Annotated in this window: 11 protein-coding genes; 6 read left to right on the plus strand and 5 right to left on the minus strand. The window is 37.8% G+C overall.

Translation table 11 applies throughout. The features are described from left to right. Positions 1-17: 17 nt before the first annotated feature. Positions 18-2,915, minus strand: a complete 2,898-nt coding sequence (locus tag JN178_RS03775) for a hypothetical protein (protein WP_202263800.1) — start codon at positions 2,913-2,915, stop codon at positions 18-20. Between the two features lie 419 nt (positions 2,916-3,334). On the opposite strand from JN178_RS03775, the gene JN178_RS03780 reads away from it, so the two are divergent. The 5 genes from JN178_RS03780 to JN178_RS03800 all read left to right on the plus strand — a co-directional run bounded on the left by JN178_RS03780 (position 3,335) and on the right by JN178_RS03800 (position 7,658). Then, positions 3,335-3,715, plus strand: a complete 381-nt coding sequence (locus JN178_RS03780) for a VOC family protein (RefSeq protein WP_202263802.1) — start codon at positions 3,335-3,337, stop codon at positions 3,713-3,715. Between the two features lie 240 nt (positions 3,716-3,955). Further along, a complete protein-coding gene (gene rsgA, locus JN178_RS03785) occupies positions 3,956-4,984 on the plus strand; it encodes a ribosome small subunit-dependent GTPase A (RefSeq protein WP_202263813.1) in 1,029 nt (342 codons plus the stop codon). Positions 4,985-5,440: 456 nt separating this feature from the next. Beyond that, complete coding sequence (locus JN178_RS03790) at positions 5,441-6,502, plus strand: efflux RND transporter periplasmic adaptor subunit (RefSeq protein WP_202263816.1); 1,062 nt, start codon at positions 5,441-5,443, stop codon at positions 6,500-6,502. Positions 6,503-6,547: 45 nt separating this feature from the next. Further along, positions 6,548-7,195, plus strand: a complete 648-nt coding sequence (locus tag JN178_RS03795; RefSeq protein ID WP_202263817.1) for a TetR/AcrR family transcriptional regulator — start codon at positions 6,548-6,550, stop codon at positions 7,193-7,195. A 178-nt stretch (positions 7,196-7,373) separates the two neighbouring features. Beyond that, positions 7,374-7,658, plus strand: a complete 285-nt coding sequence (locus tag JN178_RS03800) for a CHASE domain-containing protein (protein WP_202263819.1) — start codon at positions 7,374-7,376, stop codon at positions 7,656-7,658. 552 nt (positions 7,659-8,210) lie between these two features. Here JN178_RS03800 and JN178_RS03805 read toward each other — a convergent pair. The 4 genes from JN178_RS03805 to JN178_RS03820 all read right to left on the minus strand — a co-directional run bounded on the left by JN178_RS03805 (position 8,211) and on the right by JN178_RS03820 (position 14,028). Beyond that, positions 8,211-9,182, minus strand: coding sequence for a catalase family peroxidase (locus JN178_RS03805; RefSeq protein WP_202263821.1), 972 nt, complete (start codon positions 9,180-9,182; stop codon positions 8,211-8,213). A gap of 98 nt (positions 9,183-9,280) precedes the next feature. Then, the gene (locus JN178_RS03810; RefSeq protein ID WP_202263823.1) at positions 9,281-11,524 is read right to left on the minus strand and encodes a hypothetical protein; all 2,244 of its coding nucleotides are present in this window, start codon (positions 11,522-11,524) and stop codon (positions 9,281-9,283) included. Positions 11,525-11,893: 369 nt separating this feature from the next. Continuing rightward, complete coding sequence (locus JN178_RS03815) at positions 11,894-13,219, minus strand: sensor histidine kinase (RefSeq protein WP_202263826.1); 1,326 nt, start codon at positions 13,217-13,219, stop codon at positions 11,894-11,896. A 116-nt stretch (positions 13,220-13,335) separates the two neighbouring features. Beyond that, complete coding sequence (locus JN178_RS03820; protein WP_202263828.1) at positions 13,336-14,028, minus strand: response regulator transcription factor; 693 nt, start codon at positions 14,026-14,028, stop codon at positions 13,336-13,338. 880 nt (positions 14,029-14,908) lie between these two features. On the opposite strand from JN178_RS03820, the gene JN178_RS03825 reads away from it, so the two are divergent. Continuing rightward, entirely contained in the window at positions 14,909-17,815 is a 2,907-nt protein-coding gene (locus tag JN178_RS03825; RefSeq protein WP_202263839.1) for a ligand-binding sensor domain-containing diguanylate cyclase, read from the plus strand. The last annotated feature ends 108 nt before the right edge of the window (positions 17,816-17,923 follow it).

Genomic DNA, 17,923 nt, shown 5'->3' on the forward strand with positions numbered 1-17,923 from the left:
TCGCCCTACTGATTTAATTATCTTAACAACTGATTGTTAAATGGCGCTCCGAATATATCTTCCCAGCTTTCTAACCAATTTTCACTAAGAGAAAACGCTTTGTATTTAGGGTGTACATTTTTGCGAACATTTAGCCACTTTTGGTTGATAATTTTTTTACTGCGTAAAGCCCTAGAAACGTTGTTAGTGAACTTTGCATTGTCGGGATTAACTAAGTAGTTATTTATACAGTTTGTAATATCAATTCCAAAGCTATACTCGTTTCCTGTTAATAATCTAATTACAAGCGCACATAATATGAGCGGTATAAATTCTGTGCCATCAAACTTCACTCCATTAATATCAATTCCCTCAGGGAGTATCAATGATATGTCGACTAAGAATTCTTCATTTTCACTATTTTCGTCGTCTATATAGGGCAAAAGTTCCAATTGCTTGGATGTTGAACTAGGCCTATTTGATTCATCAATCAACAGCTCTTTAGGAAAAATTCGTTTTATTTTGTCTTCACAGAGATTTATTTCAGAAAGGGAGTTAAAAGCTTTGTTATTTGGGAGTTCTTCCCTATACATCTTTAGAAGGTATCGAACTATATAAAACGATAGTTTTGAATTTTCAACAATATCTATGGCGTCTTTGTAAAAAATGTTTTTACCTTTTTCCCCCATGTAAGAAAAAACTCGGTCATATTCTGCCTTTGTTTTATCAAAGTCTATTGTTGAATGAAAGGGCAAGTCAGCGCAGATCAATGATAAATAAATTTTGGTTCCTGTTATTTCAGATAGGAAAGTTAGACCAAGAGGGGAAATTCTAAAATGTATTCCTTCATTCACTTCAAATTCATATATATTATCTGCATCACTCGGGCCTTCAAGACATTCAAGTAAACGTTGTCTTACAGACTCTTCAATAGCATTTAAGATCCAATTTTGTTTATAACCGTACATTTTTAGGTGAGCTAATATTCGTCGCTTAGGTATTCCATGCGTCTTTTCATTACTCTTTATCGAGTAGTTCAAAAACATCAATAAACGCAACTTAAGAAAATATGTCTTGTTTATATTCTGATAAGGAATGAATATATTGGGTATTATTCCTCCTTCGGATATTTCCTTACTTATCATCAATGCTGTTATTGCTTCTGCATTTGTCCATACTTCCTTTGAAGATCCCAATTGCATATGAACTCTTTTAAGTAGATCGTAAAATAGTCTAATGTTATGCCATGATATACTGGAAAGTGTTTGCAATATCTTTGGACCGTCGGAAGAAAGTTGTAAACTGTTTTTGAGTACTTCTTTGTACTTGAAAATTGCAATTTTGAATTGATCTAAATCGTACTTTCTTCTCCATTCAGAGACTCTAAAATCTTCGTCAAAATGCTGTTCTATATATTTCAATCGCTTTGATATTAGCGTTTCAAAATCTGGAGCTTTGAGGTGAATAACTCTATCCGAAGGCCTTACGTCAAGAAAGCCTTTATTCTTATTTTTGAAGTATGTGAATTCTCTCATTGTGATAATTATAGTAGAGCCACTGAGCGATGATATTTTGCAGGCTAATGTATATACTTCCTCTTGGATAACCTCAGATGCCCTATCAACGTTGTCAATTATAATGATGACGTTATTCTTTCTCTTCGTTATTTCCTTTGCAGCTTTAATAATAAAGTCTTCTTTATTTTTTATAAGCTCGTCAAGAAGGTTGGCTTCACTTTCTATATACTTTTCTGGATGAGATTCAAATAGTTTTTTCTTAGGTCCGTTTTTCAGTATTCTTATTTCGTCCTTGAAAACATTTACGAGGTTTTCATACTCGTTTATCCAAGGGTAGCATTCTTTTATATTCCTGCTTACTTTATCGAAAATTAGCTCTTTCGGATTTTTTATTGTTTTATCAACATCGTAAATTAAGTCGACAAAAATTGGCGTTATAGACGATTTTTGATTGACTTTGGCTTCGATTAAACTTTTCTTTACTAGAGTGCTTTTCCCACAGCCGACAGAACCTGCAACAATAATTACTTTGCCGGAATTTGAATGGTCCAAGATTGCAGATTGGCTCTCACCTGGTGCTAGATCATCTGCATTAGAAGGTAGAAAATTTGGCTTTTGATCTTTGAGTATCCTTTTTAAATCACCTTTATACTGTGATAATTTTGAATCAGCTACAAAACAATGGTCCAACATCTTTCGCTGATTGCTTTCGGTTATTTGGGAGAAAAATGATTCATAGAATTCATCAATGTACTTGTCTCGGTCGGGTTTATTCCATTTAAGAACTCCATAATCAGACTTTATTATTTTACACACTTCAGACTGTGAGTAATTAAGTTCATTCAAACACTCGTCCAGTTCTCCATTACCCACCGATTCTTTAGATAGCAAATTCCAAAAATGGTCAAAATAGAAGTCATCAGAAAATATGTTACCGAAATAGATACCCTTCATATTGTCAAAAGCAACGCCTGGGGTAGCTATTAACGGTAATACTAGCCATTCAGCTCCATTAGATATGACACCATAGGATACTCCATTATCAATACAATACTTTGTCGCTTGATCTATGGTATTTGTAAGATTTCTCTTGAACGCTTGTTTAAAATAAGAAATTGTATATTCGTGTTGGTTTAGTCTTTTTTGAGGAGTGCCAAATGTGACGCCAGTTTTTTTTGCTTCTAGTACAAATCGCGGAACGCTATCCAGTTTAACCAAATAATCAGCATAGCCGCTTGCTGCACTATGTGATTCTGGATTAAATTCTTCTAAATCCCAACCGAGTAATTGAAGTACTTGGTCAATGATAAGAAGTCTTGTTTTAGCTTCATTTGCATTCTGTAGCTTATTATTTATGTATTTTTCTCTAATTGCGTTCAGTTTCGATAACGCTTTTTCTTTTGTTCCCAAATTATTCAATTTCTATCATCCATTTTTGGTTAACTAGGAAACTTAATCGATCCCGATAGCTACTTCTGTATTCATACCAAGGCGCTAGATTATAGTCAATTAGGGTGAGCTTGAGTATTTTGTATCAAAGTCGTATCTCACCTTTGAATCGTACGCTATTTCACTTGTCCTGTAGTGCTTGATTAAAGAGTACTTGTTCTACTAACTTCATACTGCTTGAATACGGAGTGCTAAATGTCATATCCAGCATCCAAAGGTAATTTTTAGATATTTTTATGTACTTTTTGATATGGTTTCTCCTGAAAAGTTACTCTGTAATTTTCTCTCAATTAAACCTCATTGAAATCTTCGCAAATCATTTAATCATTTGGTAAAAGTATATGGTTACCACCTTCTCAAGACAAAGAAACTAATGATAAGGACTAAGAATGAATCACAAAGGTGAGCTTAACTGGGTTGAATTACAAACGAAGCAGCCTGAAGAGGCAATGACATTTTACAACCGACTATATGGTTGGAGTTTTGCCTCAGAAACGAATGAACAAGGTGATGTTTATTGGTTAATCTCTAACACAGATAAGTTTCCGTTTGGTGGAATTCTTACCTTAAAAGAGGACTCTCCGATAAATTCAAGGTGGGTGACCTATTTTCAGGTAGACGATGTTGATACTGCCATTCGAGTTGTCGAAGATAACAACGGTACTATAATAAATGGCCCAAGAGATGTAAAAGGCGTAGGGCGGGTCGCATGGCTCCAAGATAAAGAAAGGGCAGAGTTTGGTATAATTGCACCATGTACCGATAATTAGCGAGTTTATAAACGCTTCCTTAGTTGCCCAAAAAAGTAACAAGTAAAAAGACTTTATATTTACGCATTAGTTAGATAGCATATACGCGTAACAAAAGTAAGGATTTTGATGATTGTAACAACACCTATGCAATAGCAATCGGCAGCAACTGCCTAGCTTTGCATGATTCAAGCCGTTGACTCCTCAAAAAGTCAGCGTTATTTGTTTTGTTAAGGCAGATATCTGCCTGAAGGTATTGTTATGAATAATTTTTCTGAGTTGAAAAAGCTTGGTTGGCAGCCGTTTTTCCTCCAGCAACTCACTTTAGAAGAGTATGAACTCTTCGAACCCGCGCGAATCGTCGCACACGACCGCAGTCGATATGTAGTTTTTAACGGCACTTCTTACCAGTCGCTAGACATTCTAAAATCTTTTCCCAAGATGACGGTTGGCGATTGGATTCTCATTGACGGACAATCACAGTTTGTTCGTTTGTTAGACAGGAAATCTTTATTTTCACGTCGTTCAGCTGGAAGTAAGCTAGGCCTGCAACTTATTGCGTCTAATATTGAAACACTGTTTATTGTCTCTTCTTTAAACCATGACTTTAATCTGAGTCGAATTGAAAGGTACTTAGTGCTCGCCAGAGAAGCAGAAGTTGAACCCATTATCGTGCTAACTAAAGCAGACTTAGCTTCAAACAAGGATGATGCGCTCGACAAGCTTGAAAAGCTCGATTCTAGACTGAGAGTCTTCTGTGTAAACGCTCTAGATAAAGAGAGCTGTGAGGGCTTGAGAGAAGAGTGTCCTGTAGGAACTACGGTTGCGCTTTTGGGCTCATCGGGTGTTGGTAAATCTACCATAACCAATACGTTATTACAGTCAGAAGTGCAAGCGACTAAAACCATTCGCGAAGACGATAGTAAAGGCAGACACACTACCTCGTCTCGTTCCATACATTTTATACCGAATGGCGGTGTTCTTATTGATACACCAGGAATGCGAGAATTAAAATTAACAGATTGCTCTGAAGGTATTGACTCTACTTTTGATGATATTGGTCAACTAGCGAAGAAATGTAAGTTTGCAGATTGCAGCCATACTAGTGAGCTAGGATGCGCAGTCTTAAAGGCAATAGAAAACGGCTTGCTAGAACCTAGGCGATTAGCTAACTATCAAAAACTAAAGCGTGAAGAGGAACGAAATTCAATGGAATTACATGAATTAAGAGCAAAGGAGAAAAGCTTCAAAAAAATGGTTAACTCAGTTACTCGTAAGTCAAAAATGTAGTAAATAGCGCCTGCCCAGTTTAATCTGGGCAGGAATTCAAAGCGCGAAGTTCTTAATAAACTCAGCTATACCCAATATTCGTATCTTCTTAGTAAGACCCACCAACCAAATCAATTGCTGTACATTATTCTTGCTTAACCAAGAAAGCCATCTCAACAAAAAACGAATTTCGCCTACCAAATCCGCAAACATAGCATTTAGCCGTTAAAGTGGTCTTCAAGAAATTAGACTTACAACTGACGTGCATAATTTTAAATTCTCAATAAAACAGATTGTTACGCGGAGGGTTCTGAAAATAACGACATTGTTTATTGGAACAGTTTGACAATGGTCAAATATAGAACGAAAATATGAACACTGTTCACATTTTGTTTTGTAGTACGAATGCCATGACGGCAGCCTGTATCTACATTGTTGTTGTAATACTTGAGCACCTTACTGCATTGGACTAATGGAGTGATTAAAGCGTTGGGTGCAAGAGCATGTTTCTGTGTAGTTGGTATGAAGCACTTTATTCTTTTAGTTTTGTTTTTATCCTGCGTTCAGGGTTGTAGCAACGAAAAAGTTGCGCTCAGGTCTAACGTATTATCGATGGTAAAAGCAGCGGTGTTATCCGAAGAAAGTGGAATCCAACATGTTTTTATTGGGGTAGTTGAAACTACAAGAAAAGCCGTCCTACTTGTCAATAAAGCACAACCATCTGTATATGCCTCTACGGGTTTAATGAAACAAAATCTATCTTCGGGTGAACAGTATGATGAAGGTCTCATAAGTAGAAACATTCAGTTCGGCAAGCCATCTCACAGGGGCTCTGCCGACGAGCAAGCTTCAAAAGAAATAGGAAAACATGTGCTTAGGTGCGAAGAGTTTGAGTTCAAGTTGAACAGTGTTCTGACTGATACTAGTTTGATGGTTAATGAGTCTCAAGGCAGTGCCATAACATCTGCTCATATGTTGGAGCTTGTAGATATCGTGATCCACCTCCCCTTTGAATTCATTTCGAAACTTGAAGAAAGAGGTGGATTAAAAAAACCAAAAGTAAAACTTGATGACATAGCTGGTGCAACATTTGATGGCGTTTTGCATTCGTGGAATAAAAAAACCAGCTCAAATACTCAACTTTATAGAGCGATAATTACAATTCAAAAGCCCAAAGAGCAGGATGTGTATTCAGGCATGCCAGCACGAATTGTTTTTGATGTTCCACAAAATAGCGGGCACAAAGAAAAGTATTTAACGGTGCCAGTAGAATCTGTATTTGGTATCGGCCAGTATGGGAAGACAAAGGGCTATGTCTGGGTCATAGGCAGTAACGACTTTGTAGAAAAGCGATGGGTAACTGTAAGTAGAACTGACGAACAGTATGCATTTGTTTTGAACGGACTGGAACTTGGCGAAAGAATTGTAATCGCTGGGGGAGAAGAACTAGAAGATGGGGATTTGGTTCTTATCTGGCGCGAAGGCCGTAAATTGGAATTACAAACTCATAGAGCAAGCATAACAAGCGACAAAGCCTAAAAATATTAACAGCTTGGCAAAATGCACAAGGGTACTAAGTAAATAATGAAAGTCTCATTAGAGAAACCAGCATTCAGGAAAATGCCAACTCAGCAACGTGCTATCGAGAAAGTTGAGCGTATTCTTGATTGCGCTGCAAACATTCTTGTAGACAAGAAAGTAAGACTAAGTACGAGGCAAATAGCTAGCGAAGCTGGGCTTTCCCCTGGGACCATTTATCAATTCTTTAATAACGTAGATTCAATAATGTCCGCTTTAGTTGAAAGGCTAATGGCGGGACTTTATGAGGAAATGGTTGAAGCATTAAAGGATTATCCGAAGAGCGACTTTGCAACTGTTTCTTCGAATATGATAAACCGCATTGTCCAATATTATTATGACAATAAAGGCATCGTCAGCGTAGTGTTAGCTGCGCAAAATCACGCTGAATTTATACGAGTAAATGAAGAATTTAATACACAGATAAGCGCATTAATGACCGAAAGTATTGTGTTGCACAATGCCTTGATTGAAATAGAAACGGTAGAGCGATTGGTTGATGTGTTAATGATGGTCAGCGACTCGATGTCAATGAAAATATGGTCGCTAGATGATGATGTTAAAAGGGAACGGTATGCGGAAGACCTAAGGTTTTTAATTGTTCAATACGTAAACAAAACGTTGAATGGCGAAGGCTCAGTTTATGAAGCATGAAAATTCGAGAAGACTGTTACGCGTTAAAACGATTGTCACAAGAAAGCAATGCATAGATGTAACTAGTCAAAGTGTAAGAGATAAAGTAACGCTATATCATTTTGGTTTATAAAAGATAAAGTCAGCAGTTTATGCAGCTGCCGCTAAAAATCTGAGTTGTAAGATGATGGAGCGGCATATGCAAACAAGCAACTACGATCCAGAATTTCTCGGAGCACGAGGTTTTGGACTTATTGGTTATGGTTATGCCGATGAACTAGAAGATTTCTTAAAGACAGCAAAAAGAGAGCGAGCGGACAACACCTTTTCTCTCAGGCAGCTTTCAAAACACTCAAATGACTTTTTCATTATTCAGTACGTCATGCTCAAAACTGAGAACAGAGGGGCGATAGGGTTCGAGATCGTCTCTGAGACAATGCGTCGTAGGTCCGATATATCGGCGCAGTGTAACTCACTGCGCTGATAACGCTTGTTCAAGCGAACAAACGTTGGTTTCTTAAAGGATCCGAAATTGTGGCCTGTAAACAGTGTCACCTAAAAAACCTTCTTCAACTAGATACTGTCTTAACGATCATATAAATTTTTTAATCCTACACTCCTTACCACGTTAACTACAATAAGCTGTATGAAAAGATGATTTTACATACAGCTTCTACCAGGTCAGGAGTACGACTGCTAAGACTAGAACTGAGATGGACCAGGTACTATCTTCAACTCTTCAGCTAGATTTAGTGTTGTTGCCAACCTTGCGCAAAAACAATATGAGAACAAGTCTGTTTTCTCAATAAAAGAGAGCAAACAATTAGTCAAAAAAGCAAATTATCAAAAGCACCACTTAGATCCGTTTCATTTTTCTTAGGTACAATTACCTGCAGTGCTGTTATATAGCAAGTGCTCAACACCGTAATCTAAGCTGATAAGATTCCAGTTGCTCAATTGGGAGTGAATTGACATTTTTAATCAAAGCTATTCAAACAGGTTCGACTACCAATTGTTTTTACGAATGGAAAACCTTTTAGTTGTTGTTTATTCTCTTACCAAAAGAAATCGCATACGTTGGAGATCGCATTCTTAGTATGGGGTCTGAACTAGTCAAAAAACCCTGACTCAAAACATTTGGATCGAAATTAATACTTTCACAGTTATTCCCACCACTACTTTTGACTTTAAAAGTTCCGACATTAATGGTTGGGCGAACAGGCCACTGTTTTGTAGGATCATCTTCACTATCGTTTTCCTCCCCCAGACTTATTATCCAATCAAAATCAATCGAAGATTTCTTTAGCCGTTCTATTAATCTATGTTCAAGGTAGTTCGAACCATTTAGACCTAACTCAGATTCATCGATTGCCTTTAGACCATCCCTAGGTTTTAATCGCCAACGGATTTTAATCATGCTTCCGTCTTTGTGTTCAACGAAAAAGGTATGGATCCCAAAGTATTCGCTAGTGTTGTACCCCCAGGGTGGGAGATTATTCTTTAACCACTCAGCTTGAGCCTGAGTATCTGGATGCTTTTTCCTAAACGCTTCAATTTTTGTTGTGTCGTCGTCACCAGGAATAGAAGCATTCAAAAGACCTAAAAAAGTCTCAGGGTCTTTTGCTGCAAACACCGGCACACTAAGTGCTGCTATGTTATGTTTAACGTTACTTGAAAGAGTGATCTGAGCCGCCAACCCTCGAGGGGCTCTCGAATTGTCCGAGGTCAAAGGGTTTCCTCCAGGTAGTGAAAATCTGAACACCACCGGCTTTTCTTTAAGTGTAAATAAGGCCGCATCAAAATAGTCTATTGCTGCGGGGTTTGGGAGAAAGCTTCCCTCGGCACATATACCTTTTGCATGATTCTTTCTAACGCCTTTGTGTTTACCTGCTATTTTTTCGAATATATTTATAAAATCTACCGGTCGAACTGCTTCTGCATGAGCGGTCTGAATACTGCTAAAAAGCCCAAAAAATCCTGTTAGCAAAAAAGTAACAGTAGTACGCATAAGGGTGTCCTTTTGTGGAAGAGAATTGAACTCGTGAGTCTCGGTTTTGTTTATCTTCTGGATAGTGTAAGGCTGGAGTTCCAGCCTTACACTCTTGATTAATTGTCTAAACGATAGGACAACCGTATGTCACTGATTTCAACGTCTGAACTATCAGGAGTAAGTAAAATTCTATTTATTATTTCAATACCTTGTGTGGATATGAACTTAGATTCTGGCCCAAATGGTGGTAGCTGAAAGTTATCTACGAACAAAAGCTGTTTATACCTTGGACTAGACGCAAGAGCTTGTATACAAGAAGTTGGAGCATCAATAGAAATATCTGAAAGCAAGTCAATTTGTTGGTTCGGTCTTAATTTTGCTTCATCTAAGATTGTCCCATCAGATGAAATTACTTTACCCTCACAAATATAGTGTGCTAGACGTGGGGGAAAAGATTCGAGAGCTTCGTTTATTCCAAATGACTCTGCAGCTCTAAAAGTAGTAAGATCATTTAAGGGAGCGAAATTATTGCCAACGTGAGACGGTGTCGCCAACATATCCATAGAGAAATTCAAGTCTCCTATTTTTATGTTAGACATTTTATCGCTCATTATTTTGCTCGAAAACTTGGCTTCGACCGTTTCTAGATCGACGATACTTAAAGTCCCTAAAGCGCCGCTTAATTCTACGCCTGTAATAATCTCTACCAACTCCTCATAGGCATACTTGAAGTCCCACAAAGCGTCAACTAACACTGAATCTTTAACCTCAATAGGAACTGCTGTGAAGTTATCAGCTTTCAAAGAAAATGCAGAGTCAGATGCGTTTTCCTCTCTTATCAATTCACCATTTGTTACCAAATGCTCGGCAGTTCCTCCCGATAAGGCTTCATCCAAAATGATGTATGAAGCTCTTTTCAATCTATCGAATTGAAATACTATAGGTTCACTTGGAAGCAATGCCCCTGATTTTTTGACCCTTGAGGACAAAGCCTCATTTGGAAGAAACGGGGCATTTGCTAATGACGAAATGTGTGGTAGCAAAGTTGCAGCTGTGAGAACCTTCGTACTAGTAAGGAAGTTCTGTTGATTTTCGCGAATCTGTAGCTCTCTAGTTAAGTCAGAAGTAGCAGAACCCTCTGATATCTCTAACATAGATTCAACCAATTTATAAGTAGAAAACAAACTACCTTCTCTAAAACCACGCGATGAACTACTCGGACCTGCTATTGTGTTAAACGGCGCACTTAAAGGAGACAACCCAGACTGCTGTAATGCTGTTTTAGCTAATATTAAGTTGTGCAACATTATTCGTCGATCTTGGAGTGTAAACCCTTTCTCATTGAGTTCATTAACCACTAATGATGTAATCTCAGAGTTAGTAGTTTCGCCATTATAATAAGATTGCGTCTGGATCATACCTATGAGTTCTTGAACATTAATAGCTCGTCCATTCAGTTCAAACTCATCGGTATTGCCTAACAAATCTTCAACCAGAATCAAGATACCATCTTCAATTCTTATTTGTTGCTTTTTACCATCAGCACCGTGAATACTGAAGGGTTCCATCGAAGTCAGAGGCGTACGATGAATAGAACCATCGGTCAGCTCAACTTCTAACTGAGCAGAAAGTTCTTGAATTGAGTCAACGTCTATCCCACCTTGGGAGACTGATTTAAAAACCTCAGGATGAACTTGTAAGGTAAAAGTCGGATATTTAGTAAATGTTGTATTTAGGCTATTTTTGCCTCTATGAAACAAAGAAATAGTACTACCGTCGAACTCTTGGTCTTCTGTTGAGCTGGAAAAATTATGCACTGTAGGTCCTAGTAGAGGCCCAGGCGCTGCAATTGCGGGGTTGTGAATAGGAGAACCAGTTAGAACAAAATCCACGTTTTTTGCTTGGAACAACATATATACGAAGTCTTCTCTAGAAATATGTTCAAGATCAGATGTGTACTTCTTCGTTAAAAAGCCTTGTATCGAAATGGTTTCACTATCTGTTTCTTCAATAAACTGCTCTCGTATGATTCTCTCGGCCTCCGCATATGTCACGAGGCCGTCTCCCAAGCCACTTGTGTTTAGGAGCTCCTCCGCGAAAGTAAAATCTGCCTTCTCTTTAGGATAAAAAAAGCTTTCATTAGGAAGTAAGCCTAATTCTTTAAGCTCATTTACGGCTTTTCTTGCATAATTAGAAATCTGGGCGCTATCTTGAAATGGTGCATTAGGGTCTACGATTGACATACCAGGATCATCAACATAGTCATCATAATTATTGTTGTCATTGCAAGCAGCTAATAAACCTACCGTTAAACCCAATACTGCAGTAACACGAAAATACATTTTTTTTCTTTTGACCATCAGTGTCTTTTCCTCAAATACTAAAATTTAAATATCTGGTCATAAATGTGAAAAATGATTTCAGAAGAGTGAATCAAAATAGTTTTTTGTTTAAATTCACTTCAAATACCAAGCCTGAAAAAACAAAAAAGAACCCAATTCTGAAAAATCAATTCACAACACCTTAACCTGAGAAAATATTCATATATTTAAGGCCCAAATACCTCACAATCACTTCACAATTCACGTACATTTTATATTTATTGTTATGGAGAAAACTTAAAACAAATATTCTCAGAATGTGAAAATTTTAAGTACGAAAGACCGACTTAGTCAGAGAGGGAGCGTTTTTATAGCTTTGTGTAAAAGCAACAGCTTTTTTATTAATTGTTAAGGGAAAGAAAGTGGTAAGATAATTTGAAAACAATTTTTATCATCTATTCGTTGAAATTTTAATCGACCACCATGTTTTTCAGATATTATACGAACAATTGTGAGGCCAAGGCCAGATGTAGTTTTTAAAGGTCCGGATCTAAGTTGTGAACAAAGCTCTGGTTGAATAGGTTCACCTTGACTACATATACTCAGAAGCAATTCGTCGTTACAGTGTTTTACACTAAATTTTACACAACCCGTTCCATATTTTGATGCATTGTCAAATAGATTTGTGAGAGCACTCTCAATGTGGATCGGGTCAAATACATAAATGTAATTCTCTACGACATTGATTTCCCAATCTCTTTTGGGGTTACGAGTAAGGTAGTCGTTAAATATGTCGAAACAAAACTCGCTCAACGATAGCTCCTCTTTTTGTAGTACAAAGCTAGCGAGGTCAACTCTTGCAAAATCAAAAAGTTGATCTAAATAATGTTTTAGCTTAAGAGCGTTTTTGTATGCCGTGTTCATAAAAGGATCAGTGGTTTTTTTCTCAGCCTGCTCCATGTACCCGAGCACATTAGTAAGAGGCGTACGTAAATCATGAGAGAGACGAGAGACCAGAAAACGTCTTTGGTCCTCTGACTGCTCAAGTAAATTCACTTGTGACTGAATCTTTATGGTTAAGGCATTTAGATCGCTCTGCAAATTATCCAGTTCGTTTACAGAGCTTGTTATTGGTGGTATTACTTCGATCAAATCACCTCGGAATTCCTGAATCTTTTCAGATAAAAAAATAATTCGCTTTATCAGTCTAAAAAACAGCGTCATACCAAGTACTAGTCCAACAAACAAACTAAAGCCTAATGCATAAACTCCTAGTTTAAGCATTAGGCTTTCGTGCAGTTGCCTGTCTGCATCAGCCTCTATACTATCTTGGATTATCACATAGAGAAAATAATCGTTTTTTCCCTTTTCATTTGGAATTGGTGATACTGAAAATGACTTTTTCTCGTTTATGTCTCGTGGATCATCACCTAATATCCAAGTCGACTCTCCACTTTGGTTTAACATCGAATATATTGGTTCAAGAGAAACATGAGTGACTTTTATTTTCTTTTCATCTGCTGCATATCTCAATATTTCACCGTCTTTACCCAACAAATAAATCTGTAGAATTGGGTTCAATAGCATATAACGTTCGAAGGTTTTGATTATCGCGGGCTCATTGAGCTTTCCATTTTTAGTTAAGTTGTGATCTTTGATTATGGTCTGAGCCATATTAATGTGAATACGAGTTTGAACTTGGTGCAAATAGTAACGAGCAATACTGTAGCTCATTGATATGTAAATCAAACTAGATAAAAAGAAGATACTTATCAAAAGTAGACTATACTGTCTAAACAATCTGGTTCTGAAAACATTACGAGTAGGTTTGAGTACTTGTTGATTAAATTTCATAACGCATCGGGATTTAACTTATAGCCAACCCCCCATACTGTTTGAATAATTTGTGGGTTTTTTGCGTCATCTTCGAGTTTTTGACGCAGTCGGTTAAGATGACTATTTACTGTATGTTCATATCCCTCATGTTGAACTCCCCATACTCGATTAAGAAGGTCAGATCGGCTAAAAACGTGTGTAGGGTTCGAAGCAAAAGTCATAAGAATAGAAAACTCTTTGGCTGTTAGTGATAGTTCATTCCCTCTAACAAATGCCTGATGAGAGTGTGGAATCATTCTTAACGAACCGATTCTTATCTCACTATTCTCCGGTATGTTTCCAACTCGCATAGCTCGCCTAAGTAATGCCTTTATTCTGGCTTTCAGCTCTGCCAAGCTGAACGGCTTACTAAGATAATCATCAGCTCCAACTTCCAACCCTACCACTCTATCAAGCTCTCCTCTGCGAGCAGAGAGCATCAAAATAGGAGTTGTCTCATTAGATTTCCGAAACTCCTTACAGAATTCAATCCCATCTCCGTCAGGCAGAGATAAATCTAAGACAATAATGTTGAACTCTTCCTCTGAAACTTTCTTGAAGGCTTCAGACAAAGTATTAACAATAGTTTCTTTACCCTGTAGTTCTTCAACCTGAATAGACACTAAGTTTGCAATATCGATATCGTCCTCAATTATTAATACTTTCATATTGTTTTTCTAGAGAGCTAATTAAAAATGATTCTGAAAAAACAAAGCATTATAGACTCGTCATCCCAGCTCTAATTTCCGAACTGTGAAGACGAAGGGTTCTCTTGAGCTCGGCCTTGTAACAGTATCAGTAAAAAAGCAGCAATACATCACAAATACTTCACGGAATATTTCTATTTGTAGTTGATAAAGGAACAAGAGATACAACGAAGACTTTATGATTTAAGTGGACTTGGAGATTATACAATGATTTAAGTCGCACAGAGGACATATGCTGCATACTAAATCTCCATCCATTGTAACAACGAGCCATGTAATCCTTATCACACCTGTTGTTCAAAGAATGGGCTCTTGGAAAACGATTTCTTATTAAGTTAACAAACAAAACTTTGTGCCGTTACTATAGAAGTTGATCAGCGACTAGCTAGTTGATTTATACTGTGAATAATCATTCACACTACTTAAATTTTGCCCACGATCATCATAAAGCTAGCAAAAGCTGAAACTTAGATGTCTGCTCAAGACAAGTTGCGGGCGAACAGGTTATTGACTAGCTACTTCTGCTTCGTGCCAGAAACTGCCGTTCAAGTATATGTAATTCGACGGCAGAAGAATACGCAAAGCTGAAGCTAATGAGCTTAGATTTGAATTTTTATCATGTGCGCACGCTAACTTATCTTTAGTGGTTGATTTTGGGCGTTGTATAAATCAAATAGATAATAAGCAACTATTCTCTAGAATGGATTTCACTAAGTTCTGATTATTGCAAGCATCTCAATTAGTAGTTAACTTTAGCGATATTAATGGAACCCAAATCTTTTGAACTCAGATTGGTTTTCGCTGAAGTTTTTCACAAAATTAATCTGCAGGAAGTGGTAGTTTGAAGAATGTAATTTTTACGCTGTATTTTTTTGTGACTGCTGTAGGAGCAGTATCTCAAGCATCTGATAGCCACAATTTATTTTATGAGTCCTGGAATACAAAAGCAGGACTACCGCACAACACTATCACGGATATTACTCAGTCAGAAGATGGTTATTTATGGCTTTCTACTTGGGAGGGAGTCGCACGCTACAATGGTGAGTCATTCTTAAATTCAAATGAGATAGTTGGAGCAAACTTCACTGACAGTGGTGCCTGGGTAATCACCAGAGATTCATCCGGAAATGTTTTTATCGGAGGTGCGGAAGGACAGGTTATAAAAAGAAGCTCAAATGGTGAATGGACTGAATTAGGAAACGTTAACTCCCAAGTGAATGCTCTATATTACCATCCTGATTTAAATCTTTTAATTTCTGCCGAGAATGGAAGTATCTATAGAGTAGATTTCGATGGTAATTTTTCAGTTTTCGTTGATTCAGAAGAGTTAGACGGCAAAAGTGTTTTAAGTATTGTTCATCACGGACCAACTACTTTCTTTGGAACAGAATCCGGATTGAATATTTTGCATGAGGGAATATTATCCAGAGACGAACGGATGCTGGGAAGTCGCATTAACGCCCTTGCACTATTCGAGAGTAAGCTGCTCGCGGCGTCTGATGAGGGGCTTAGTTTAATCTCAATCTCTGATCCCAGCGAAACCGTTGTAAAACTATCGGAGAAGCCAGCCACTTCAATCTTAATTGATAGAGGAGATAGAATCTGGTTAGGCACATATAAAGATGGCTTGTATCTGTACGATAATTTGAAGCTCACGCGGCACTTCTCTCTAAATTATGGTCTGCTAGATAATCGCGTCCTTTCTATTTTTGAAGACCGAGAAAGAAGTATTTGGGTTGGTACAAATGGTGGGCTAAGTCGACTTAGAAAGTCTTTATTTACCAGCTTTGGAAAGCGGGACGGAATTGATAATGAATTTGCAAGAGCTGTAATACAGAGGGACGATACAATTTGGGTTGGTACTTCAGGTGGGTTGTACAAATCAGTTAGTGGCAACCAATTTGAAAAGGTCGTTTCCGATATATCAATACTAAGTCTCGCGATAGGTAACAATTCAGAAGTTTTAGTTGGTACATATGCAAGTGGACTTTATCAATTAAGAGGAAACGATTTAACGAGATTTACGCACCTTGAAGATTTAATCCCCACCACGGAAATTAGAACAATTGCTGTAAATGATTATGGTGACTTAGCAATAGGAACTTCAAACGGCCTGCTAATTGTGTCAAGAGACCAAACATACCTATTTGATGAAAATAGCGGGTTAGAAAGTGATTTTATTGCGGTTGCTAAATTTATTGAACGCACCCTTTGGATAGGTACAAGCCAAGGTTTTTATTCGATTGAAAATGGCGAGTTAAGCGAACAAGTCTTTGATCCAGCTACTGGTGCTGTTCAGATTTTCGATATTCAAAAGCCTTTAAATTCGAAATATTTTTGGATTGCGTCTAGTCGAGGCTTGACAAGATATGACCCTCAGATAAACGAGTACAAGACCTTTAATGATTTTGGGGATCTTCCAACTCAAAAAGTCTTATCCATAAATACTGACAATAATGGCTTTTTTTGGCTCACAACAAACCACGGCGTGGTCCAAATAAGAATTGAACAAGTCAACGCTAGTATTGAAACTGGTATTAAACCAAACATTGCTTGGTTTACCGAAAGAAATGGGATGAACAGCCGTCAAGCCAATGGACGTTCCACACCATCATCTTGGTTTGACACTGAATCTGATTATCTCTGGGTTGCAACAGCGAAAGGAATATCCAGAGCGGATTTAAAAATCACAGAACCTGTGATTCAATCGCCTCCAGCGCCAAGGTTTGAAGCACTATACATATCAGATGTACTCATGGGTGTAGAAGATTCGGTACAAATCGCTGCCGGTGATTCTGACTTAAAAATAAAGTTTGCAAGTATCGATTTATTGCTGGGTGAGCAAATAAAATATCGCGCTAGACTTGTAGGCTATGCAAATGAATGGGCGAAACGAAGCAAACTCAACGTTATCGAGTACTTCAATCTGCCTCCTGGCAATTTTCGGTTTGAAGTGCAAGCCAGTTACGATTATTCTACTTGGTCAGATGCTTCAATTCTAGAAATTACTAAGCAACCGTTCTGGTGGCAGACATTGACTGCGAGGATCTCTTTTTATGTTTTCATCGCTTTACTGATTTTGGGATTATTTTGGTTGAAAACTTTAAGTGCCAAACGTGTTCAGCGGTCACTTGAAACAAGAGTTGCCGAGAGAACTAGTGAGTTACAAGCGAGAAGTAGACAGCTAGAAGAAGCCAATATTGAGAAAACGAAACTTGTAGAAGAACTCAGCAAAAAGTCTCTAATGCTTGAAGAACTATCTGCAAGGGACCCACTAACTAATTTTTTTAATAGACGAGCATTTGAAGAAATCTGCAGTAACGAAGAATCGAGAGCGCAGAGAGCTGCAAGCCCTTTTTGTCTATGTTTTATTGATATAGACCACTTCAAGAAGATAAATGACAACTGGTCGCATAATGTTGGCGATAAGGCACTAGTTGCAATATCTAAAATAATTTTATCTCAATTAAGGACAGTGGACAGTGCTGCGCGGTGGGGTGGAGAAGAATTCATATTGCTACTGCCAAATGTAACAATCGAATCAGCGATAATTTGCTGCGAGAGAATTCGAAAAGCGGTCGAGCAATACGACTGCACCGAGATTGCAGACAATCTGAAAATAACCATCAGTGGGGGTGTAAGCCAATATGATCCCGATTCAACGATTCAAGAGCTTATACACAGAGCAGACCTAGCTTTATATGAAGCGAAATCATCAGGAAGAAATATAGTATTCCCGCAAAGATAATATAAAGGTAAAGGGATGGAAAAGGGATTTTCTGAATGTCTGCAAGTTGTCTGAAGCGGTTTCGCGAGTCACAAACATCTAATGTCCACTTAATGCTCAAAACTGACC

Origin of the sequence: Alteromonas sp. KC3 (assembly GCF_016756315.1) — a bacterium.
Lineage (GTDB): Bacteria > Pseudomonadota > Gammaproteobacteria > Enterobacterales > Alteromonadaceae > Alteromonas.